Source organism: Pontibacter sp. GD7, assembly GCF_058216375.1.
In genome coordinates, this window is record NZ_JBYZMP010000012.1 from 69,750 (window position 1) to 94,342 (window position 24,593).

Genomic DNA, 24,593 nt, shown 5'->3' on the forward strand with positions numbered 1-24,593 from the left:
GGGATCGCTAATAAAAACAGCCACCCTTTTGTAGGGTGGCTGTAGTATACTTCGGTTGATGATGTAACGCTTATTTTATTTCAAATACCCAGCTATCGTGAAAGCCCTGATGACGCAACCTGTCTCTCACTTCAAGTGATTTACTGAATCTGGAAATGCTACCAACATATACACGGTATTTTTTCTCGTGAGGTATATAAATCACTCTAGGTTCCAGGCCCTTTTCCTGACACTCAGCCATGAAAATGTTCACACGACGCATGGTATCAAACGAAGCTATAGCCACATAGTAACCTCTTTTTGACTTTGTTCCTTCTTTACTTTCCGATTTTAATTTTGCCAACCTCTCAGCTTCCAGTCTTTCCTTCTCGGCAGCCTCGGCAGCTTTAGCAGCTTCCTGCTCATCTACCATTTTGCGGTGGCTTTCTTCTGTTTGGTTAAGTGTTGACTGAAAATCACTTATCAGTTGCACCTGGTCATTAAGTATAGTCTCCAGTTTCTTTTTTTCCTTCAATTCCTGTGCCTTACGGGCTTTGCTGCTGGCAAACAGGTTGCCAAAGTTATAACCAATGTATAACCGGTGCCCAATCTGACTTTCGGAACCTTCTTTACCAGTTTTGCCTGCATTGTAACCATAACCTACCGTTATTTTGTTAAAGTTTACACTTGCTTTGCCCCGAAGTGCGTTTTCGGAAGTATAGCTGATCTCAGCAGCAATTCTATTGTCGTAGCTTACATAAAGCCCAGATTCAAACCAATCTCCCAATGCTTCTAATCTTTCAAAGTATAGGTTAGGTCGGATTTCCCAATTGTTTACCTGCAAACTATAATCAGCATAAACGTTTAACTTTCTTTTTGTGTACCGGCTGCCTTCAATTGGCAACATATCCGGTGCATTTACAGCCAATCTAAACTGGCCAACCTGGTAAAGTAATCCTGTAGAGATCAATAAACTGCTTTGCTGAAACATATCACCGTAAAGCACAGGATCATCTACATTGCTATGTACAACACTTGCACGATCAAGGCTATACTTAAAGTATGTAAATCGCCCTCCTGCCGAAAGCGACTGGTTTTCCGACAACCGCACACGATAGGCGTAACCAGCGCCAATGCTATTGCTGGTAAATATTCCTGTACGGCTCGATTGCATAGCAATACCCACGCCGTGACCGCTTTCAAAACCTGTATGTAATTGCACCTGGCCGCCAACGTTAGTCTGCACGCCTCCAACTGCATCCCTGCCATAGGTCATGTTACCTATCATACTTGTATCAGCTGCTAATGCGGCTGGCGAAATATAGGTTAGATCCCAGCTTTTGAAAAAGTAGTCTTGCACAGTTTGCGCCTTGGTTGCGGCTGCGGTTACAAGGAGTGCCAACAGCACAATTATTTTTTTCCCGTCCATAATAAATAAGAGCTTATCAGACTTGTGTTAATTTTAAAAAGATTGTGCTTAGTAAATGATATTAAGCGTACCCTTGTATGATTTCTTTTTGTCAGCTGACTGTATAGTATAAATGTATGCCCCAGTAGGCAACTTTTTACCCTGGTAGGTGCCGTCCCAGAAGTTTGCACGATAGCCTTTGCTGAAGAACACTTCCTGCCCACGCATGTCAAACACCCTGAAGATGTAATTAGGATACAGGTAGCCTCTGTTGATCTCCCAGAAATCGTTGTACCCGTCTCCGTTAGGCGTGATGATGTTCGAGATTTCCATTTCAACCTCTCCGTCATCCTTTACATTCACGGTAACTTCTGCTTCCGATCTGTTCACCTGGTCGCTAACGGCAACCTTAAATTTGTAAACCTGCTCATTCAAAAAGGCAAGCACCTGTTTGATGGAAAGTTTGCCATCAGCAGACAGCTCAAACACATTACTTGGATTAACCAAAGAGAACGTAATCGGAGAGCCGTCTTTATCAGCGTCAGTTGCTTCTAACTGTAAAATAACGGTGCCCGGCGCTAGGTAATTAACAACCTCCACTGATGTGGTTGTCAACACAGGGGCCTCGTCGTTCTCATTGATTATGTTCACAGGGAATGAGAATGTCTTCTTGTTAAGGCCGTCGCTTACCTCTATTTTAAGGTCGTAAGCTTTTACTTTCTCATAATCCAACGCCGATGCAATTGTAAGTATACCGTCAGCATCAATCGCAAATGGCATACTGGCTGCATTCAAGATCCTGTAAAAGAACGTATCAGTCCCATCAGCATCTGTCGGGAATAATTGATGAATTACAGAACCAACGGCAAGCGTTTCTTTTACAGATAGTGTTTTTTCTGCCACTACAGGAGTCTCGTCGTTCACGTTCTGCAGTTCGAAGGTAATGTCAGCGAAGCCCTCATTGATTCCGTCCGAAACTCTGATGGTAAGATCGTATGTCCTCTTATCTTTCTCATAATCCATCATCTGCAACACACGAATCTCCCCTTTTTTATCATGGATCGAGAATTTACCATCAAGGTTACCATCGTAAATACTGAAGGTAAAATTACTTGGGCCGTCAGGATCGGTTACAGCTACAGTATGCACTAAAGTAGAAATAGGCTGGTTCTCCGGGATGTTGATAGACGCGCTTACTGGCTGTGGCTTCTCATCATTCTCGTTAAGAGCGGCAACCTGCAGGGCTACTTCCACTGCATTGCCAACTTCGTCAACAGCTTTCACTCTAAAAGTATAAACCTGCTTGGTCTCGTAGTCCAGTTTGGTTTTAAGCTGCAGTTTATCGCCTTCTATTTTAAAATGGTTGTTATCCGTATCTCCGGCACCTGCTACTAAAGTATAGGTAAATGTGCCATACCCATCAGGGTCTATAGCTTTTAAAGTTCCAATCGTAGTTCCTGTTGGGGCTGACTCGCTAATCTGTGCGTTGCTCAAAAGTATGCCCTGGGGCTCTGCGGGCGCAAAGCTAACTGTAACGGTATAGTTCTTAACGGTAGTCGCATCTGCCGAGATGATTTTATAAGTAACCGGCTGGTTAAAGTTATTCAGGGAAGTACCGCTGGTTTGCACTTGATTTTGCACCGATACTTTAGCGAGTGGCGAGGTAGTATAGCTGGCAGCCAGGTTACTCAGGTTTTGGCCAAATGGCATTATCACCGAAATATTTGTGCCATTGATTGCAGCACTTGACTGGTTGGGCAAACTAAAGGTAAGCATGTTCGCTTCGCTGCTTAAGCGAGGGAAAGAATAGGCAATCGGTGCCTCCGTGTTTCCTCTTAAGCTTTGGATTTCAAAATTCTCCGTCTGCTCCAGGTCTACTATCCTGTTCTGGCTGTCGTCGTAAATTTTAAAGCTTATGGTTCCGTTTCCATCGTGGTGGTAAATATTCATGTATACCACGTAGCGGTTATAGTTTGCAAGGTATACAGGCTGGCCTACACCACGGACTTCACCATTAATAAAAGCGGCAAGCTTGTCGTTCGTGTCCGTCGACTCAATGCCGTCCAGGTTAATTACTCCCACTACGGCCATCTGGTACTGAAAGTCCCGCTCATTTACCGACCAGTTCGGAGCTTGTGCATTGGCCTGTAAAGAGATCAGGCAGATTAAGGCACTTATAATATAGCGTATATTTTTCCGCATAATAATTTTAGTAATGAGCCTGCCCCTCTAAGTATGCTGTTTAGGGAGCAGGCTCTGATTTACATTTCAGGATTAGCTTACTTTTTAACCACTCTTATGATCTCCTGGCTGTTACCATGCGTCAGGCGAACGATGTACATACCCGCCGGAAGCGAAGTAAGCGTTCTTCCCTCCCACTCAAACATACCTGTCTCCACGCTTTGAGCACCATTGTAGATGGTTTTCAATTTGCGTCCTGTGATGTCAAGAAGTTCAAGCGTGGTTTGCTCTCCCGGAGTGTTAACCCAGGCAAAAGAAAGCCTTTCAGAGAATGGATTCGGGTACACTTTGGTAGCCGAAACAGCAGGTAAAGCGGCCGGAATTTTCCCATTGGTCGTCAGTAAATAAGGAGTTGCTAACGAGCCAGTAACCTGCTCACTACTAAACTTCACTTTTTCATTCAGACCCACAACCAGTTTTCCGTCTGGTGCATGGTAGGCAAAGTTTACCTCGTCCAGTTCGCGGTTGCCATAGATAGTTGTAAAGAACAATACTTTACCGTTTACCTTACGGCCAACACCCCAACCAACATATTCACCGGCATTGCTTGTTGCCAAAACTACCATTCCCTCCTGCACATTGCCTGAGTTAACCTCGGCTACCAGGCTCATGTTAAACTTGAAGTTATGTGGTTGCACCAGCGTTGTATACAATAAGTTGGTAGCCTCAAATGCTCTTTCCTCCTCTGACTTACTTACACGCGCCGAGTTTACGGATGCTTTCGGGAAGGTAAATACAACGTCTGCTGTTTTAGTTGATTTAACACGATATCCCTCGCCACCTTTTAAGTATGCCAAGCTTCCGATCCAACCCATATAAGCGTCGTAGATGGCAAAACCAGTCTGGCCTTTAATCATGTCGCCACTGTTTAGTGTAGCCCCTGCAAGTGCATCTTTAACCGGCATGCTGGCCTGCGGCGTATAACCTACCCAGTTCCATCCTTTCTTCAGCGTGATGCGCTCGTTCTCCGGATTCAATAAACCGCCTTTCAAACGCAGCATTCCTTCAGCATCAACTTTTAATAAATAACTGTCGGTGTTCGTAAACTTCTTGCCTGGCGGCGACCAAGAGTTACCAGAGTAATCAGCTGTCCATAGTTGCGACATCAGAATACTGCTTGTGTTAAGCAGCGCAGGATTTATCACATTGCTGATCTCCTTGTTCGCCACATCCACATTAAATGATAACCAGTTCCATCCTTTTTTCAGGGCGATGTCCTGGTATACTTCGTTGTTGGCAGCAAGTATAAGCGGATCTGCCGGTGAGCCGTAAATTTCACCATCGCGGAAGGTTAACGAGGCAGGAGTTACATCTGTGTGCACTACACCAAGGTTAGCATTCCAGATGTTGAAATTCACTTTTTCAGTTTCATTCACGTTGCCATACACATCCATAAAGAACATGTAGCGATCGTATCCGTTTACATACTTCAGTTGAGCTACGCCCCGTACCTGGCCGTTAACCATCGCCACCACTTTGTCATCCGGGTTAGTTGAAAAACGTCCGTTAATTTTCACCTGGCCTGTCACACTCATCGACTTATCAAAGTTAGCCGGATTAACAGTCCATTTCGGTGATACAGCAAACACTTTCAGGTCTAGCGCCAGTTTTTCGTCATATCCAAACCCGGTGCGCAAGTATAAGTCTTTTGTATAGTTGCCTATGTTAAGGCTTTCCTGCACCACAAATTTGATAATCCGCTTGCTGTTTGGCTCTATTGTTCCTGTTGCTGGCTGCGGTGTTAACCATCCTGGTACGCCTTCAATGCTGAAGTTCTCCTGCGAGCCACCCATGTTTACAATTTCCACTTCAAAAGTCAACGGCTCGTAAAGCTGTTTCTCGAATCGTAATTGGGTGTTATTCCATTTCACCTGGTTCTTATCAACAAACACAGACCAGGTTTTGGCACCTTGCATGGCATTGCTGTTTTTGTCCATAATGCCCTGAACCGTTATGTCCAGTTTGGTCTTTTCTACAAGTGCAGGCGGCTCATTCAGGGTGATCAAAATCTTGTCCTGATTTACAACATAAGTAAAGCTAACATTTTGCTCAGGTTGTGGTCTGTCAATAAGCGGAGACTCTGCGGTGTAGGCAACATTTGTGAATGCCGCAACCGTATTTGTGGTCTTCCCACTAAACTCCTTTTCAGAATTCTGAGACACCATTACACCACTATTATCTACAAAAGTCTCAAAAGGCAGGTAGATTTGTAGGTCAGGTAAGTTATCTGCAAGCTTGCTGCGCATGGCTCTGTTCAGCTGTTCGGCAGTTCTGGCAGAATTCCAAAGCCTGATCTCATCAAGATTACCCTTAAAGTGCCTATCGATAGTAGTAACAGGTGAACCGCTAACAGAAACTACTGCGTAACGGGCACCAAAGTATAAAGCTGGCGCTGTAAGGTTTGCCAGCGTGTTGGCTTTACGTGAGTTTTTCAGTTCACCATCCATGTAAAACGACAGATTACCTCTGCGGTCTGCTACCATGGCCAGGTGGTGCCATTTGTTATCCAACACATCATTATCAACACCTTTAAACTGAACATCCTGCTGCTTCAGGAAAATGCCTCCTTTGTTATCGATATCCAAAGACCATTGCATGTCTGTGTTTACCAGGCTGGCCGAGAACAGCGTTGTTTCTTTGGCATCAGTGCCGGCTTTAAACCAGAACTCGAGTGTGAAATCAGTATTTTTGGTAATTGGCGCGTGTCCGCTCGGTACTGTTAAGTAACCGTTACCAGTAAACTTAACAGCTTTTGATGCAGGCTCGGCCACCCATTGTGCCGTAGATACGCCATGCAAGGCGCGGGCAACATCTTTCACACCGGTGCCGGCAAGATCATTCATCGGCCATGCACCAATCAGGCTACGCTCCGTGCCGTTCATGTTTTTAGACTGCAACGCATATACTTCGTCACGGCTCTTATAGGTATCCCAAATTCGCAGCGCGTATAAATCTCCTGCATAGGCTTTGGTTCCTTCGTAGTTCTTACCTACATAAATCTGGCCTGTACCCTCGTACCCTCTTGTGAAGCTTGCCTCACCAAGCGCTTTGTCATTGCCGTACAGGCTAGTATTTCCAGAAGCAGCATCAAAACTCACCGCATAGTGGTTCCAGGTAGAGGTAGCCATTACTTGATTTGCAGTTAAACGTTGGTTGCCGCCCCACTCCGTATAAAGTTTACCGGCTGCATCAAATCCAATGTTTATAGCGCTACTTCCATCGCCTTGCGTAAATACAATGCTCTCCGGTGTACCAGCTGCCATTCTGGCCCAGAACTCAATCGTAAACGATCGGTTGTCCAGGCGCATGCCTTCAGGTATTTTTACAAACGCCTGCTGGCCATCGAAGCTCAGGAAGCTGCCGTGTGCTCTGTCCGAACCGTTAAGTACACCGCGTACAGAGATGTTACTTTTAGAAATTAAGCCAGCTTCGATAGGCTCCGCAAACTGGATCATGATCTCGTCGTTCGGAGAAAGTATACCATCTGCAGGTTGCGGTGTTCCGAATACCAACGGAGGTATTTCGTCTTTCAGACCTTTTCTAACATCTGAGTAGCTCACCGAGCCATCCGCGCAATAAGAAACTGCTCTTACCTCGTAGTTACGATCTGGCAGTTCAGATATTTTCCAGTTATAGCTAATGGTAGTTTTACCATTTATATATTCTGCCTGCTCTCCACGGGCAATAGCTGCATCGTAATCGTTCTGCTTATTATAATATCTGTGAATGGTAGCCCATGTATTTGAAGCCGTGGACTTATACTGCAGTTCGATACGCTGGAAGGTAGCAAGGTTTACATCGTAACCGCTAACTGTTATTGGCAGCACACCCTTAGAATCTACGTTGGCCAGCCAGTTATCCAATGGGGCTAAAAGTTTAACCGGCGTACAGGCTGGCTCAAAGTATGCAGACACTTTTACCGTATCGGCAATTTCTTCCGGCTGGCACAAAGATGAAAGTATAATGCCGATGTTCTCATAAGAGAATACTGCACCAGGTCCTTTCTTAATTGTCAGGATTTTTTCGATCGTCTTGCCATAAGGTACATTGAACGCGCGGTTAGGCGAAGCTCCATCAATCTGTAGTATCGCGCCGCTTTGGTTCGAAGCCTCATCGATCTGAATGCCATACCACATGTTTTCTTCCGACTCGCTGTTGTTTCGAAGTCTTAAGCGGAATACGGCAGCATTGTTTTCTGGCACACCTGTAACGATGGCGTTTTCTACTGAGATTTCTGGTTTTTCGCGCTGAAGTGTTGCTGCGTTCAGTTCTTTGCCCGGCTGGTAGTATTTGGTCTTCTCGCCGCCCTCGTATGGGCAAGATGATTGCCCGCCACGGGTATAGAACATCGGAGAGTAGAAACCGTTGTTATGGTCTTTCTGGCCGTCTCTCAGTTCATAGTAATCCTCCCAATTTACACGGTCATTTGTTTTGCTTGTAAAATTGAGTTTCGATGGATCAATTACATCCACACTAAAGTAATCACCTTTATCGCCATCAGCGAACACGTAACCGTAGGTCATGGATTTGGTTTGTGATTCGCCGGTGGTACCGGATAAAGCGTGATTATATTCAGCCTTTAGTTTAAGCTCCAGACCGAACGAATTAAACCTGTATCCTGTAACTACCTCCAGCGAAGCATCTGCCGTAACTTCGAATGTATGCGAGGTACCCCATTCCGAATTCAGGCTTTTCTCCCATGTATAAGATGTACCGCCATCAAAAGAAACATTTTCGGGCTTTGATGTACTTAGTTTTGCATCTACCTTATTCTTTTCATTGTCACGGATTGCCTTCTCCCATAAGGCAATTTGCTGGTTAAGTATATACACAGAATCCGGATCGCTAAGTTTAACTGGGTTAAATGTATAACTAGGACCTGTGTACTGACCACGTGTTGCAACCCCAGTTGTACTCTTTTTAAGGAAGTTGGTCGGGAATGCAAGCGAATCGTAGTTATCCGCACCAAAGCGGGCATCATCCTTATTAATTTTAGATACAAATACACCGTTACCTTTCAGCAACAGACTATTTCTGTATTTCTTCAATTCAGGAATCAGGTTGTTTTCGATATGATACTGAGAGTACATGAAGCGTGTGCTAAAGTTATCTTGCGCAGCTGCTATACCCTGGCGTCGCACTAAAGCATATTGCTTGCCACCGAAATTGAAAGTTGCTGTTGAGCGTGGTAATTGGCCAAAAGCGCCATCTATCGGCAGGAGTTCCAAGTTTTCAGTTTTGCCGATGATAAAGTTCATGGCTCTACCCACATACAAGTCGGCATCGCTGCCTACCATGTCTGGATTAGAACTTGTTTGCCAGCTTTCTGTAATCTCAATGGTCTCAACAAAATCACCGTTGCTGGTATGTTTTTCACTAATTACTTCTGAATTTGAAACCTGGTGCTTGGCGTCGCTATCCGAAAGAAATGCTACACCCACACCCGTAGCTACCGTTGTTTTCATACCTAAGTGGAGCGTTGGATTAATTTCCTGCGTGCTACCATCTGTTCTGCTTACCGATGTCGATTTAGTAGTGCCGGAACCTTTTGCAATAAAAGAATAGCTACCAGACCCAGGAGGGTCACGCAATACAAACTCGACAACATCAGGGCCTTTTGTCAGGAAACCTGAACCAGAAGTAGTTTGCCCCATCACAAATCCGGTTTGCTTCTCTAGTGAAGTATAAGGCTTTTCACCAATCTTCACGGCTACATTCATATCGGATGTATAAGGTGCAGTTAAATTAGGTGCTCCTGCTTTAAATGAATACTGTAGCACACCTTGTTTATTGCTAAGTACAAGGTCCTCTCCCGGAGATCCTGCTTTCCAGTTATTATTTATTCTGATGGATGCATTGGTAATAGGTACACGACTTTTTTCTTTCGAATCAGCGTTCTCGTATTCTTCAAAAAAGCTTAATGGGAAAGAATAAGTTTTACCCATTTTAAACAATGGATGACCCAGCGGTTTGTTTGAAAGGTCAATTGCAGGAGACTTTTCATCCAGCTTAATGGATTCCTCGCCAATTACCTTTCCATCGTTCATTGCATACATCGGCGTAACATCAGCAGGTGTAAATTTCCTGGAGAAATGGTACTTAGCTGAGTCTACTTTAACGCCATTATCGTTAAGCTTATATTCCCATTTAAAAGATTGTACAGGAAGACTTAAATCTAAAATAGGTTGCGTTCCAAAACTGTAACGCCCGCCATCTGATCTGGTGTTAACCGTTGTAATTGAATTTACTTTAAACTTCTCGGGAATTATCCAGGCGCTAAATTCACCTGTGTTCACATTTGTCTTAAGTGTTAGCGTTGACTGGTAGATAGTTGGGCTTTCATCCAGATCACCACCTTTTTCTGGCTCCAATACAATGTTGGCCTCCCCGATATTGTTTACCGAAAGTCCCATACCCAGCGGCTTGGCCTCTTCGATTTGCCCTCCCACTACGCGGCCAACAAATAGTACCTTTGTTGTGTCGATAATTTCTAATGTGCCGCGCAGGTGTTCCTGGAAATCGAATGTTTGGTTTTGGGCCGGCCAATGCGAATTGGCAAATACGTGCCCGTTTTTCACAAACGACAATGTGTGCTTTCCTATTGGGATTTGTGCTACGAACTCACCTTTGGCATCAGATGCCACAGGCTTGTTGTCTGAACTGATAAGTACTTTCCCGTCAACTAATACTTGTACGTCCTGCACCGGGAACGAAGTACCTTTGTAACGGACCATACCTCTTGCAATAAAGGATGAGATGTCTCTGAAGTCTTTGCCGTTGTGGCTTAAAGACCCCTCACCTATAAATAACTGCATAGAGGTTGGGTCGAACTGGTGCACACCCAGCATCGGGGTAATTTCGTAGGTCTCGCCAGATCCACGGAACTGAATACCAGTCATTTTATAATCGCCTTTGGCATCGGTGTAGGCAACATTGGCCAACTGATTCTCTGTTGGAATAGTGTTTGTCCACTCGAAAGTGCCGCTTAGCTTGGCGTGGTTCTCGTTATACTTTTTATCAAACTTAGATCCGTCAAACAAAGCTGCTCCAAACCCCTCGTCGGCTTTCCAGTAAGCAATTAAGCCTGCTTCGGTGCCAACTAGATAGCGGCTGTGGTCTCGTACCATTTCTTTGGCGGTTCGGGCTTTGCTCCAAACTCTGACCTCATCAACCACACCTTTAAAGCCAGAATCTTTAGCACGGTTGTTACCAACTACCAAAGACAGGTTTTGATCTGTATTAGGCACAAACGCATTTGTTAACTGCTGTACTGTAAACACAGAATCGTTCACTACCCATTGCACCTGGCGCGTAACTGTGTTTAAGCTAACAGCAATGTGCGTATACTCATTGTTTTTTAGAAGTCCGGCAGGGGTAATGCTTACCACCTCTGTTCCAGACTGTAGGTTATACTTCGTACCATCAAAGTATACTTTAAGGCCTGCGTTATCTTTCAAATGGTCGTATAGCGTGTAAGCATCTGTTGCATTTTCTGGTCGCAACCATGCCTCAAATGCCCACCCTTGTTCGCTTGGCCAGAAAACGGCAGAAGCATTAATATCTAAACTTGTGGTTGTGTTTTTAAACCTGATGGCTTTACCGGCGGCACCTTCGGTATTACGGGCACGCACCTCAACGTTCTCTACACCTTGTCCGCCTGCAAACGTAATACGGCCACTTACATTACCGTAAGGGGCTCTAAAACCAAGGGCTGTTGCCTGCAGGGTTTGTATCTGCTGTCCATCGCAGGCAGCCACACCTTCTATAGTATATTCATAAATAGTGTTGGCTTCGGTATATTCATCTGTCCAAATGGTGGCACTTCCGCCCTCTACCACTTTTATTAACTCCTTTGTATAGTTTGAGCCTGCAATTTTGCGATAGATATTATAGCTCTGAATGCGGCTTTTGTAATTGGCATCCCATTGCAGCTGCACATAGTTGGTATAAAAACCTTTAGATGCCTTAAACCGGTAATCGTGGTTGTAAAACTGGTGCTGCGGATTAGTTTTATCATCATTAGAAATTGCAAAAGCATCTGCGATATTATCAGAAACTGCCTGCTTTAGAATATTGCTTGAGGAATTAGCAAATGAATTCCGCGCCTTAAGTTGATACTCGTAAGTATTACAGGCTTGCAGGTTGGTGTCATCGTAAGTAAATGTCCCTTTTGCGATAATGATACTTTGCGTATTTATCAAACTGCTTCCCTGATAGGTTTTTCTGATCAGTTCAAAATCTGTGATGTTAGAGCAAGTATAACCCGTCCAGGATACAAGGAAGCTGTTAACATTATTAGTTAGTGTAATTGTGGGCACAGCAGGCAAAAAGTTAGTAACAATAGAAGCCGTGCCGGATGTTAATGCAGTTGCAGCCTGGTTACTCGCGTTCAGCACTTCTATTTTATAGTAATTTGTCGCCTGATGCCCAAGGTCAGAATCATCGAAGTAAGTAGTGGTTGCAATGTTATCGATGTTAAACGTATAAAGGCCGGCACTAAAATCTGCGCGGCTGCTGCGGGTAATTTTATACTTGTAGGTATTGTCTAGCAAGGGTGCTACCCAGGTTAGTTTCACGCCTGTATCGCAGGCGGCATAACTTGGTGTAATAGCCAACTTAGGGTTTTTCCAGACCTCTTTCGCAGCACCTGTGTTATAATAATATGCACCTGAAGCAGAAAGGCTTAACCGTGCACGAACCTGATAGTTATATTTGGTTTTATCTAACGTGGTATTGTCTGTATAGCTGGTTTGCCCATAATTGAGGGTAGCCAAAAGTGCACCGTTCTTTAATAGCTCATACTTAATGTTACCTGTAGGGTAGCCATTCGCATTGGCCTCATTCCAGTTTATTACAGTACTGGTTTGCTCTCCGTTGGAGCTGGAAGAGGCAATTGTAGGTGCAATGAGTATCGGAATGCTAAAATCATTATACTTATGACCGCTTGGGTCATCATTATCTCCCCAATTATAGTAAGTCCTGATTTTGATCGTTCTGCCGATCCAATCTGCGGGTACGTTTATATAGTAATGCTGCTTATCAATATCACCATCCCAGGCTGAACCGTTATTCACAATCATACCGTTATTCCAGGAGCCCATACGGCTGCCTCTGCTCGCATCCCTTAAGATATTATAATAAGTGGCCCCTCCATCCAAACTATAGTCAATGTCCATGTCCTTCAGATAGTCATTAGCACATGACCAACAGTCGTCTTCATCTACAGCGGCTGTGATATAAATCCTGCCCTGAGATTGGTTATAGCTAATGCTATAGAACCAGTTATAGGCAAAAGCCTGCTGCGCTCCCAGAATGAAGAAAGAGAAAACAAACAAATAAATTGTCCGTAGGTAGAGGTGTTTCATAAGGGTATGGTTAAGAATTAAGGGACTATATGGTACTCATTTGGTTTTACCACAGAAGCCCTGAGGTCAATTACTATTCAATCTTTAAAATTCTTTTACTTGTAAAATTATTCTGGCACATCCATTTATATAATGGTGCTAGAACAAAGATATAGACAGACATCCCCTTTCGCTTTAAACAAAAACTTTCCATTTCTGCTTTTGCTAAAAAGAGAATACCTATTGGAGTATGAGAAAATGCTAGTGAAGGAGTAAACTTATACCATTCAATAGAAATAAAGTGAATTAAATCAACGATTACTGCCTAAGTGTTTTCAGAGGATCTGCCCGAACTGCTTTTTATAATAACAGCACAGGCTTGCAGGTATAGAAGGTATCACTAATATGAAGTTTGCTTCATATTAGTAACGGCAAATGTATGACAAACTAATCATGTAACGCAATAGCATTAAACAACTTATGTGTTTTGTTATACTGTAAATAAATTTCCAATTTAGGTACCTGATTAACTTAAAAGCTTAATAATAGCTGACACTAATTCTCAAAATCATCATTTAAACATAGATTGAATATAAAAAGGGGTTGAGCTACTTTAATTGAGGCAAATGAATTGGTAGATTAAGTAAGTATTTGTACTTAAAATTTCTTAAATTTATACAACATTCAATTTTATTAATATTATTATTTGCTAAGTATTTATATCTCTTATCTTATCCAATCAACATAAAGTCATCTATATGTAGACATAAGGCTAAGCTCTATACCTTATATAAGGTGGTCAGATTACTTTGGCCATACTTTATGCTTTGCAGATTTCATTTTATTGCATGGAAGCTGTTTAGAGTTTTAGTTAAGAAGTATGACCTCGCCATTGTTGGTGTTTTTCACCAACAATTAAATGACGTTGGCTAGTATACTTGCCGGTGAAAACACGCAGCAAGGGCAGGCAGAATAGATTTTAATAAACTCTAAACAGGCTCATAGATAAAAACAACAATCTTTGAGTTATCTGCATGTTTTAAATGCAGATAAAGATCAGTCAGACAGGCTAATTTAAAATTGACTATATTTAGATTATATCCTCCCTATCTATACTTTTATGGACAACATCAACAAAGAAGACATAAAACAGGAAGTGTTTGACCTGTACGATGACTACGCCCACAACCGGATAAACAGGCGCGATTTCATCCAAAAGCTTTCTGTGTTTGCAGTGGGAGGCTTAACTGTGGGGGCGCTTACGAGTTTCCTGATGCCCGATTATAAAGGTGGTGTTCAGTTACAGGCAGATGATCCGAGAATAAAGACCAGCTACATCACTTATCCATCCCCGAAAGGAGGCGGCACTATCAGGGCTTTGTTGTGTATGCCGGCAACTGCAAAGAAAAAACTGGGAGGGATTGTGGTAGTGCATGAGAACCGTGGCCTGAACCCGCACATAGAGGATGTTGCCAGAAGGGCAGCGCTGGCTGGGTTTGTATCGCTTGCCCCTGATGCCCTGACCCCATTGGGAGGCTACCCCGGCAACGACGATGAGGGCCGTGCCCTGCAAAATAAACGCGACAGAATGGAAATGCTGGAGGATTTTATAGCCGGCTATGAATTTCTGAAAGATCACAAAAAATGCAATGGCAAGGTTGGCGTGGTAGGCTTTTGCTTTGGAGGTTGGGTAGCCAACATGATGGCAGTGCGGATACCGGGCTTAGATGCTGCAGTGCCATTTTACGGAGGCCAGCCGGCCACCGAGGATGTGGCAAAAATAAAGGCTCCACTCCTGCTGCACTACGCTGAACTGGACACCCGGGTAAACGAAGGCTGGCCCGCCTACGAAGCCGCCCTGAAAGAGCACAATAAAGATTATAAAGCCTATGTTTACGCCAACACAAACCATGGCTTCCATAACGATACTACCCCGCGCTACGACAAGGCTGCCGCTGAATTGGCCTGGCAACGCACGATAGACTTTTTTAAGAAGGAGCTGAAATAGCAGGTTACTTAACCACGATCTCCCCAGCAAGTTGCAGCACTATTCCCGCAACTTGTTGGGGATCTGGCTACAGGGCCCCTCATACTTTACAAATATATTGATCCAAAGTGCTCTGGATAGCCTGAAAATCACAGGCAGTAAACCGATCACCACCACAGCCACAATTCCGATCATCATAGCCAGGGTTATCTCTTCAACGAACTGGTAAAGTATAAAAAGGGCAACCAGGAAGATGGCCACGTTAAAGGCAAAGCTTACATACATGGCTCCGTAATAAAAGCCCAGTTCCGGTTCGTAAGGTTGTCCGCAACAGGGGCAGTGCTTATGCATTTCGGCAAACTTCGTGCTGTAAAGCGTTCCCTCCGGAAACATGTTTCCCTCTCTGCACCGGGGGCATTTAGCCGCAATAATGCTGTATACTAGTGAATTCCGCTGGCTCATTTATACTTGTAAATAGGTTTTGGTTGCCCATACTTACAGGCTCCAAGTTAGGACTTACCTTACTGATAAACCAGCTAAAAGTATGGAATTATGGTAAGGGCCTTTACATCTACTTCGCCGGAATCGTAAAGCCCAGATCTGTGCTGATGATGAATGCATTCAGGCCGTCGCTGCGCCAGTAGTTGCCAAAGCGCAGATCTATACTTTTGAACTGTGTGCTGTTTTTAGAGAACGGAAGACCGAATTTTGTTATGCCCTGCAGCGGGGAGTAACGCACGCCGAGACCAACTTTATGGCTGTTTATACCCGACAGGTCAAAATCTGAAGTATAATGCGTTTCTGTGGAAAGGTGTTCCCGGAAAGGCGCAAAATAGTCGATGGCCGTTTGGGTATGGTACCTGTAATAAGGGTAGAAAGAAAAGAATGGCCCCACTTTAACAGGTGTTTCCACTTCAAAAGTATTGGCTGTCATGCCCCAACTATCGGAGTAAAACCTGTAGAAGAAACGCATGGTCAGGTAATCGGAAGTATAATAGTTCAGGCGCAGGCCCAGCGGATACTTCAAGCGAGTATCCGGGAGCCGCTCAATGTCAGGCATTTCCTGGTCTTTAAAGTATACCCGATGAAATGGCGTTGAAAGCAAACCTGTCTGGTATACCACATCCGATGAAATGGCTGCCTGCATTCTGCGGTTGATCACCTGAGAGAGCGTAGCTGAAATGCTGTAAGATTGGCGCTTGTCAGTGCTCAGTAATGGTCCGTTTCTGCGCAGCTCCACAGGGTAGATAAGCGACCAGACATCATAATACGCTAATGCACCCAGGCTCAACTCGCGGTTTCCATCTGCAGATTCCTGACTCCAGTTTACACCCAGCGATACAGATTGGTAATCATATTCCGTAGAGCCGCCGATGGTAATGCCTTTGATAATTCTACGCGAAGCGTTTCTGCGGCTAATGCCAACATTCAAATGTGTCCTCACATCCGACTTTGAAGCTGACGACACGTTAAAATCAATTTTATCTGTTGAAGCAGAGGAGTAAAAGTCCATCCCAAAGTTTACATTCAGGTTGGTAGCAGTGTCCAGCGGAACGTTTACAATGATAGTGGGCGTGACATCAGTTAACTGTTCGGTGCCTACACCGCCGGTAACCGGCGAGTGTTTGCCATCCTGACTGTAGTAACTGCCCAGTATATTTACTTCGGCGGGAGTTAATTCACGCGCTCTTCTACCAGAATTCCGGTTTGTGGTTTGCGCTATTGATGCGGTGGTTAAGGTACAGGCCGCAAGCATCAGGATATACTTTAATTGCATCCGCATCCTCCTCCCATTTTACCACCAGTAGCACCGGCTGCCCCTTCCCTATACGATTCAAAGTTGGTTTCAAAGGTCTGCACCTTTCTTGCGCTCAGCTTCATTTCCTCTTCATTCAGGAAAGTGCGCTGGTATGGTTTAACTACCTCGCAGCCACTAAGCGTACCTAGCAAAAGTAGGCAGACAGCGGCAAGCAAATAGGCCCGTTGGTTTCTCATAGTTTTATTTTATACGTTTCTTTCCAGCATCTTCCTGCTGGGCAGTATCTTTTTTGTTCTGATAAAAGTGCAGGTGCAGGTTATCCGAAGTGATCATCTCATCCTTATCCGTGATCATCAGGCATTCAATCCCCTTCAATTGATTGATAAGGTGCAAACCATCTGTGGCGCCCAATACGAATGTGGCTGTAGCAAGGGCATCTGCTAACTCAGCATCAGGACAGATAATGGTTACACTTTTCAGTCCGGTTGCCGGGGAGCCTGTACGAGGGTCTATGATGTGGGCAAACCGTTTCCCGTTTATCACGGCGTATTTTTCATAGTCGCCGGAAGTAACCACGGATGTTTCACTGGCAGTGAGCCACGAGAAAACCTTGTCATGCTCCACTGGGTCTGCTATGCCAACATACCACGGCTGGCCATCAGGTTGCCTGCCCCAGGTAATCATGTCGCCGGCGGCATTTACCAAGCCGGCCTTAATACCCATTTTGCGCATTACATCCCGTGCGCGGTTAGCGGCATAGCCTTTGCCAATGGCACCAAAGCCGATCTTCATCTCCGGTTCGCTCAGGAACACTGTTTGTTGGTCGGGGTTTAGTATTATCTTCTCATAACCGATATGCTTGACAGATGCTGCCACCGCTTCCGGCGAAGGCATCTGCTGCATGCTTCCATCAAACTTCCAGATTTTGTACGCTGCGGCAAAGGAAATATCAAATGCGCCATCCGTCAGCCGCGATATTTTTATACTTCTGGATATGAGATCATACAGTTCCTGCTCTACACGGACAGGCATGGAGCCGGCAGCCCGGTTTATGGCGCTGGTTTGGCTGGTAGGCTGCCATTCCGAAATGAGTGCCTCAATACGCCTGATCTCATTTATACCTGCGTCTATAGCCTGGTTTGCCTGCTCTTCACTTTCCGAAACTGCAGCCAGCTCAAACCGTGTACCCATCAACAATAAGACTCGTTTTTGTACTTTAGCCTTTGTGCTTGTTTGCGCAAAAGCTGCCGCACAACCCACAAACAGGTATAGAATCAGAAAAGCTAACCCTCTGGATTTCATAGCAGCTATTACTTATGTTGAAGCAAAGCCTTCAGGTGCTGGACATAAGCCTCAGCCCCGCCCGCCTTATACCCTGTTCTGGAAATTACTTTTCCGGTTTCATCCGTTAACACCACCAGCGGAAACTCGCCGCCTTTGTTATAAACTTCGGCCAGGTGCTCGTTGTGCTTAACCTGCGCAGCTGGCAGTTGATTCTTTTTGAACCTCGGAAAATCCAGTTCGAGCAAAACAAGATTGTCTGCCGCATATTTAGCAAACGCCGGGGTGTCCCAAACCTCCTTTCGCAATAAGATGCAGGGTTTGCACCAATCGGAACCGGCAAATACCATCAAAACAGGTTTATGCTCTGTTTTGGCCTGCTTTAAAGCTTCTTCAAAATTTTTTAGCCAGGGATTATGCGCTGTTGCTGTAGCCTGGGCTTTAGCCTGGATAAAGGAACCTGACAAGAAAAGTATAAGAACCAGGGGGAGGATGATGTGTATTCTTCTCATTGAAACAAATTTTTTAATTTAAATAGTATCCGAAACAAACCATCCTTTGCTTGTGCAAGCAAGGCAGTAGTTTTGGAAATGTGAAATACTGTGTACGTCTGTTTCGCTCTACAACCACCTTTTTTTGTTGTATTAACACAACGGTACTGGGTATCAAAAAGTGCTGTTATTGCCAGAGTATCAGTATTTGTATAAGACTTTAGCTATCGGAAGTATGATTGTGGAGTTTATACTTTAAAGCATCTTTATTACTTATCTCTGGTAGTAATATGGCAATCAAGCAATCCCCGATCCGGTATCGAACCAATGACAAAACCATACTATAAATAAAGTTGACGGCTTAGAGGCTGGGTGTAAATAGGATTACCACCATTGAACTAGGGTTTGTTCACGGAACAGGTAGTAATAACCCAAAATGGAATGTTATAGTCTGAGGTTGTGGTACAACAGGCTGGCAGCAGGATGTTTAGCTTTGATTGCTTTGCTATAGTGTACCAGAAAATGCTTATTGAGAAGGTTAAAATCAGGGGTAAAAGAACTGCAAGCCACCTTGTTATGAAACTTAAGTTCTGGCTGTGCCCAGTCATCCTCCTTCTCTTCGCATTTACCGGCTTGCACGGCTAGCAGATCATAAACCTGCTTTTTCAGTACATCTCTGGTTGGTTTGCTGGTTAGGTGTAAGTTTAGAGCTGACTCAGATGGCTGTGAAATTACTGTGACTGCCATAGCATAGCCGCCTGCAAGATTGAAGCAGGTAATGACCATTAGCAGTAACAGTAATATCTTTTTCACAGATGATGCAGTTTTTACAAATGTATAAGTATTATGAATGAACGTGTAATTATATGCCTGTTAATCTTTAGATCATCATTAATATAACAGCTAATACCTTATTATATTATCAGCTTTACTGAATTATAAGGTAAAGATAGGCTGTATGGTTCAATAACAGTTTTAGTTTTAAAGCAGATCATCTCCGTTCAACCACAACATACCTGGCAGCGTAGCCATTACTTTTGTATAGTACTTGAAGCGCAGAAATAAATGACTGCGCCGCACTTTGTTTTGGGTAGAGCTCATTGATCGGCTCCAGGTAGTTTTTGTAGCCACCTTGGGCAACTCTGATCACGTATCTCCTTATCTCAGCCTCTTCAATATCTGCCAGCCTTTTTGCCAGCACCGCACTTCTCAGGTAAGGCAGTGCCGCTTTCATACTTCCGTAATCCGAGAAAGCATAAAGCCGGTAATAGGTGCTAAGGTTAATAAAGTTCATCAGGGCAAAGATACAAAGACTATCAGTTTCCTTTTTGTAGCTATAACCCATATCAGCCTTTACAACAAATTAAGAAGTATACACGGTGCAAATATTGCCTGAAACTAATTTTATCAACTTTTAATGCAGTTTAATTTTATACTTACTCGTACAACTAAACGCCGTTACCAGTGTGCTTTGTGCTGGTAATCAGCATCCAATCTAAAGCGGGATAATAGCCCCGCCTTCCCAGGATCAGATACCTGCACCTGCCCTTCACCCTGACCTTAAGCTGCTTTTACATTTCAGGATTTAAATAGATCATAACCTATGGAAACAACGCTACATTACCTGAAGGACTTTAACTTGCTCAAGCACTCACAAACGGTAAAGGTCATATGCATTTGCCTGCTTACCCTGTTGGCGCAATGTCAGCCGATGCTGGAGGAAGAACCTAGCCCCATGCAGCCAGACCTGGCTACCACAAACGTGCAGACAGTTACAACCTTTAACGGAGACATAACGCAGTCTTTATGCCGAACCGAGGTACTGCAGCCGTCCGGTGAGATCATATTTATATGCGTGCCCGCTAACTGGAACGGCGAACTTATACTTTATGCACGCGGTTATACACCCGCTTTTGAGCCGCTGCACATCGCGGAAGAGGCAAGTGTGTACGCCCCGCTGTTCACAAGTTTTGGCTATGCCTTTGCCACAACCAGTTACAGCGACAATGGGCTGGCCATTCAGACAGGCATCCAGGACATGATAAACTTACGCAACAGGTTTATTGAGGAATATGGCATGCCCGGCGAGATCTACCTGACGGGGGCCTCTGAAGGCGGATTGGTAACAACACTGGCCATTGAGCGCTACCCGGAACTATGGAGCGGAGGCTTGTCTTTATGCGGGCCATGTGGCGATTTTCAGCGGCAGCTTAATTACTATGGCAACTTCAGGGTGTTGTTTGATTTCTTCTTCCCGAATGTGCTGCCCGGCACTGTGGTTGATGTACCAAACGACATGATCCTGAACTGGGAGACAGTTTACATACCCCAAATCGTAAATGCCATATCACAAGATCAGGCTAAAACCATTGCGCTGCTAAATGTAGCCCAGGCCCCTTACCTACCCAACGACCCTAACTCCATAGTGCAGACGGTAGTAGGCGTGCTCACTTACAATCTCTTCATTATTGATGCCATCGAGAAACTGGGAGGTCAGCCTTTCGATAACGCGAAGTACGTCTACGCTGGCTCGGGCAGCCCAACGCTAGATGCCCTGATAAACGAGTCTGTGCAGCGTTACGAGGCAGACAAGGAAGCAACTAAAACCATTAAAAAGCTTTATGAGACAAGCGGCATCTTTAAGAAGCCTCTGGTAAAATCGCACACAACCCTCGACCCGATACAGCTTATCTGGAACATGACCTTGTACCAGGAAAAGGTACCTACGGGTAAAAGCTCTCTGTTTGCGGCAGTACCAATAAACCGCTATGGCCATTGCACCTTTACAGAACTTGAAGCAGTACAGCTATTTTCTTTACTGCTTCAGAAAGTAGGTGCACAGCAACAGCACCCACTGGCAAAAGTTAAAAACCAGGGAGGCAAGGTGGTAAGTTCGGTTACGGTACAGCAGCCCTATGCCACCAGGTAAAAAAATTGAGGTTGCCGGTGTAAACCATCGGTAGCCTCTATTCTAACTTAAATTGTCGATTTTTAGACCATAGGATAACTAGGAGGGCTGCTTAAAACAGACCATTGCTGTATCATAAGGGCAATACTGAAACAGCTGTATACTTTACCACTCCATCATACTTTCTATACTTATCTTACCCAGGTATGGCTCCAGCGCTTTTTTGCTCTTGTACCCCCTCACCATACTTATGTAGTCGGTGTGTGGGTTAGACCAGATCTCGGCAAAGAAATTACCAAGGTCATAAAGCGCTATCCGGTATCCTCTTCTGCCCCTGTGGGCCAGAAAAGTACCATGAGCCCAGATTATTTCTAATCTTCCTGCATGAGAGTGGGTGTTAAAGAATTCTAGGTTCATGCAAATATGTAAGAAGGCTAATCTAAATTACATGTTTCATACAGGCTTTGTTACGAAACAGATAAACAAGGCCTGCTTAATTCTGATCGAGTTCGTCCGGGCTTCTGAAATCCCAGTATACCTCAATTGTGGTTGGCCCATCCAGATAAGCAGGGAGTGGCGTATAAATGATCAGTCCGTCCTGGAATACGCGTCTGCCTGTTTTGGCAATTTTCATTGCCTGCCACAGCAGCCTGTCCTTGATCTCTTGTTTCACAGGCCGCCTGTTAGTTATAAACAAGCTTCCTTCGCCAAAGTTGAAAACAGTAGAATGCATAGCTTATACTTTTAGGGGTACAATATATTCTACGTAAGATACTACCAGGCAGGTATAATCCACTTTATATATTTATCATGGCGCTCCTGCACCCAGGTCATGCCCGGGTTTTATGGCATGCTCTTTGGACATTGGAGGGCATTTACAGACGGTTATTTTTCCGTATCTTGTGCTAAATTTACCTTTTCAGGCTCGCACGAACCTGAGTCACAAACCAACAATTCTATGCAAAAAGAAATAGTAGTAGCTGGCAAAAAGTCTGGCTTACTGGTGCTGTTGGCGTTGGCAAGCTGTACTTCGGTACAAACGCCACAGTCGCAGCAAACACAAGTTGCCGTAGAGCAAAAACAAGAAGAAACCAACCCACTGCTTAAACCTTGGACAGGCCCTTACGGTGGCGTTCCGGCTTTCGACAAAATGGACCTGGCTGACCTGAAGCCAGCCATGGAGAAAGCAATGGCCATAAACCTGGCCGAGATCGAGGCGATTGCCAAGAACCCCCAGCCTGCCACGTTCGAGAACACCATCGAGGAGATGGAAAGAGCAGGTGAAGAGCTGGGTCGTGTGTTTACATACTATGGCATTTGGGGTAGCAATGTGTCTACGCCGGAGTTCAGAAAGATACAGGCTGAGTTAGCCCCTAAGATATCTGAGTTCAACTCTAAGATCTCTCAGAATGAGAAGCTTTTCCAGCGTGTAAAAACTGTTTACGAAAACGCCAAGAAAAACCCGCTACCTGCCGATCAGCAGCGTGTGGTGCAACTGGTGTATGAGAACTTCGCCATGGAGGGCGCAGACCTTAGCCCAGAGGCAAAGCAGCGTTACGCTGAGATCAATAAAGAGCTTTCGTCGCTTTATACTTCGTTTGGCAACAACGTACTTGCCGACGAAGAAAAGTATGTGGTATACTTTACTAAAGACCAACTGGGCGGTTTGCCGGAGTCTTTTGCGAAGGCTGCTGCCAAAGCGGCCGCTGACCGTGGCAAGGAAGGTATGTATGCCGTTACCAACACCCGTTCATCCATGGACCAGTTCCTGACTTACTCTGATGAGCGTGCCCTGCGCGAGCAAGTATGGAAAAACTACTACTCGCGTGCCGACAACGGAGATGCCAACGATAACAACGAGAACATTGCCAAAATACTGAAGCTGCGCAACGAGCGTGTGAAGTTGATGGGCTACGACAACTACGCTGAGTGGCGCCTACAGAACCGCATGGCAAAGAACCCACAGGCTGCCATGGACCTGATGAACGCTGTTTGGCCGGCTGCCCTTGCCCGTGTAAAGCAGGAAGTTGCAGACATGCAGGCGATTGCCAACAAAACGAGCAAAACCAAGATCACGATTGAGCCTTGGGATTACCGCTATTACGCCGAGAAAGTGCGCCAGCAAAAGTATGACCTGAACTCTGATGAGGTGAAGCAATATCTGGAGCTAGGTAACCTGACGCAGGCCATTTTCTACACTGCCGGTGAGTTGTTCAACTTTAAGTTTACGCCAGTACCTGAGGGTTCTGTGCCGGTGTTCCATGAGGATGTGAAAGTATGGGAAGTTACCGACAAGACCACCGGTGAGCATATCGGATTGTGGTACCTTGACCCATTTGCACGTCAGGGTAAACGCTCTGGTGCATGGGCTACTACCTACCGTGCCCACACTACCTTCGATGGCAAGAAAACAGTGCTGTCATCTAACAACTCTAACTTCGTGAAGCCCGCCCCAGGCGAACCTGTGCTGGTGTCCTGGGACGATGCGGAAACATTTTTCCATGAGTTTGGCCACGCGCTGCACTTCCTAGCATCTAACGTAAAATACCCAACCCTGAACAGCGGCGTGCGCGACTATACCGAGTTCCAGTCGCAGTTACTGGAGCGTTGGCTGTCTACTGATAAGGTGATCAACCAATTCCTGAAGCATTACAAGACAGGCGAGCCGATGCCGAAAGAGTTAGTTGCCAAGATCAAGAAGGCATCTACCTTTAACCAAGGCTTTGCTACAACTGAGTTCCTGGCTTCTGCCCTGATGGACATGCACTTCCACCTGGCTGACCCGAATGGATTGGACCCGGACAAGTTTGAGCGTGAGACACTGGCTAAAATGAACATGCCGAAGCAGATCGTAATGCGCCACCGTTCGCCGCACTTTACGCACGTATTCTCTGGCGAGGGTTATGCTACGGGTTACTACGGATACCTGTGGGCCGACGTGCTGACATCTGACGCAGCCGAGGCTTTCCAGGAGGCTCCGGGTGGGTTCTACGACAAAGAGGTTGCCGACAGACTGGTGAAGTACCTGTTTGCCCCACGCAACTCTATGGACCCAGCTGAGGCTTACCGCAAGTTCCGTGGCCGCGATGCTAAGATTGATGCTTTGATGCGTGACCGTGGTTTCCCGGTACCGGGGCCAAAGGCTAAGAAATAAGCACACATACTTTGTAAAACAAAAGCGCCTGGCAAATTTGC

15 protein-coding genes are annotated in these 24,593 nt (G+C 45.1%); 3 read left to right on the plus strand and 12 right to left on the minus strand.

Annotation, left to right across the window (positions count from 1 at the left end):
- Nucleotides 1–70: 70 nt before the first annotated feature.
- The 3 genes from AC4BAP_RS16640 to AC4BAP_RS16650 form a co-directional block, all read right to left on the minus strand.
- Nucleotides 71–1,408: a PorP/SprF family type IX secretion system membrane protein gene (locus AC4BAP_RS16640; RefSeq protein WP_490583800.1), complete on the minus strand. Its 1,338-nt coding sequence runs from the start codon at nt 1,406–1,408 to the stop codon at nt 71–73.
- A gap of 48 nt (nt 1,409–1,456) precedes the next feature.
- The gene (locus AC4BAP_RS16645) at nt 1,457–3,589 is read right to left on the minus strand and encodes a cadherin domain-containing protein (protein ID WP_490583801.1); all 2,133 of its coding nucleotides are present in this window, start codon (nt 3,587–3,589) and stop codon (nt 1,457–1,459) included.
- 77 nt (nt 3,590–3,666) lie between these two features.
- A complete protein-coding gene (locus AC4BAP_RS16650) occupies nt 3,667–12,993 on the minus strand; it encodes a LamG-like jellyroll fold domain-containing protein (RefSeq protein WP_490583802.1) in 9,327 nt (3,108 codons plus the stop codon).
- A 1,099-nt stretch (nt 12,994–14,092) separates the two neighbouring features.
- Between AC4BAP_RS16650 and AC4BAP_RS16655 the strand changes: the two genes are divergently transcribed.
- Entirely contained in the window at nt 14,093–14,980 is an 888-nt protein-coding gene (locus AC4BAP_RS16655) for a dienelactone hydrolase family protein (protein WP_490583803.1), read from the plus strand.
- Between the two features lie 39 nt (nt 14,981–15,019).
- Here AC4BAP_RS16655 and AC4BAP_RS16660 read toward each other — a convergent pair whose 3' ends face one another.
- The 7 genes from AC4BAP_RS16660 to AC4BAP_RS16690 form a co-directional block, all read right to left on the minus strand.
- On the minus strand, nt 15,020–15,421 hold the full coding sequence (locus AC4BAP_RS16660; protein WP_490583804.1) for a DUF983 domain-containing protein: 402 nt from the start codon (nt 15,419–15,421) through the stop codon (nt 15,020–15,022).
- Nucleotides 15,422–15,530: 109 nt separating this feature from the next.
- A complete protein-coding gene (locus AC4BAP_RS16665; RefSeq protein ID WP_490583805.1) occupies nt 15,531–16,742 on the minus strand; it encodes a DUF3570 domain-containing protein in 1,212 nt (403 codons plus the stop codon).
- Nucleotides 16,727–16,954 carry a DUF4266 domain-containing protein gene (locus AC4BAP_RS16670; protein ID WP_490583806.1) on the minus strand — a complete coding sequence of 76 codons (228 nt, stop codon included), beginning with the start codon at nt 16,952–16,954 and terminating at the stop codon, nt 16,727–16,729. The genes AC4BAP_RS16665 and AC4BAP_RS16670 overlap by 16 nt, the downstream gene beginning before the upstream one ends.
- 4 nt (nt 16,955–16,958) lie before the next feature.
- The gene (locus AC4BAP_RS16675; RefSeq protein WP_490583807.1) at nt 16,959–18,020 is read right to left on the minus strand and encodes an FAD:protein FMN transferase; all 1,062 of its coding nucleotides are present in this window, start codon (nt 18,018–18,020) and stop codon (nt 16,959–16,961) included.
- Nucleotides 18,021–18,028: 8 nt separating this feature from the next.
- On the minus strand, nt 18,029–18,511 hold the full coding sequence (locus tag AC4BAP_RS16680) for a thioredoxin family protein (RefSeq protein WP_490583808.1): 483 nt from the start codon (nt 18,509–18,511) through the stop codon (nt 18,029–18,031).
- A gap of 423 nt (nt 18,512–18,934) precedes the next feature.
- A complete protein-coding gene (locus AC4BAP_RS16685; protein ID WP_490583809.1) occupies nt 18,935–19,303 on the minus strand; it encodes a hypothetical protein in 369 nt (122 codons plus the stop codon).
- Nucleotides 19,304–19,481: 178 nt separating this feature from the next.
- Nucleotides 19,482–19,784, minus strand: coding sequence for a hypothetical protein (locus AC4BAP_RS16690; protein ID WP_490583810.1), 303 nt, complete (start codon nt 19,782–19,784; stop codon nt 19,482–19,484).
- Between the two features lie 309 nt (nt 19,785–20,093).
- Here AC4BAP_RS16690 and AC4BAP_RS16695 point away from each other — a divergent pair, with 309 nt between their 5' ends.
- Nucleotides 20,094–21,419 carry a hypothetical protein gene (locus AC4BAP_RS16695; RefSeq protein WP_490583811.1) on the plus strand — a complete coding sequence of 442 codons (1,326 nt, stop codon included), beginning with the start codon at nt 20,094–20,096 and terminating at the stop codon, nt 21,417–21,419.
- A gap of 144 nt (nt 21,420–21,563) precedes the next feature.
- Here the strand turns inward: AC4BAP_RS16695 and AC4BAP_RS16700 are convergent, their stop codons facing one another.
- Together AC4BAP_RS16700 and AC4BAP_RS16705 are read right to left on the minus strand one after the other, a co-directional pair.
- A complete protein-coding gene (locus AC4BAP_RS16700; protein ID WP_490583812.1) occupies nt 21,564–21,815 on the minus strand; it encodes a hypothetical protein in 252 nt (83 codons plus the stop codon).
- Nucleotides 21,816–21,891: 76 nt separating this feature from the next.
- Nucleotides 21,892–22,131 carry a hypothetical protein gene (locus AC4BAP_RS16705; RefSeq protein WP_490583813.1) on the minus strand — a complete coding sequence of 80 codons (240 nt, stop codon included), beginning with the start codon at nt 22,129–22,131 and terminating at the stop codon, nt 21,892–21,894.
- A gap of 225 nt (nt 22,132–22,356) precedes the next feature.
- On the opposite strand from AC4BAP_RS16705, the gene AC4BAP_RS16710 reads away from it, so the two are divergent.
- Complete coding sequence (locus tag AC4BAP_RS16710; protein WP_490583814.1) at nt 22,357–24,552, plus strand: M3 family metallopeptidase; 2,196 nt, start codon at nt 22,357–22,359, stop codon at nt 24,550–24,552.
- The last annotated feature ends 41 nt before the right edge of the window (nt 24,553–24,593 follow it).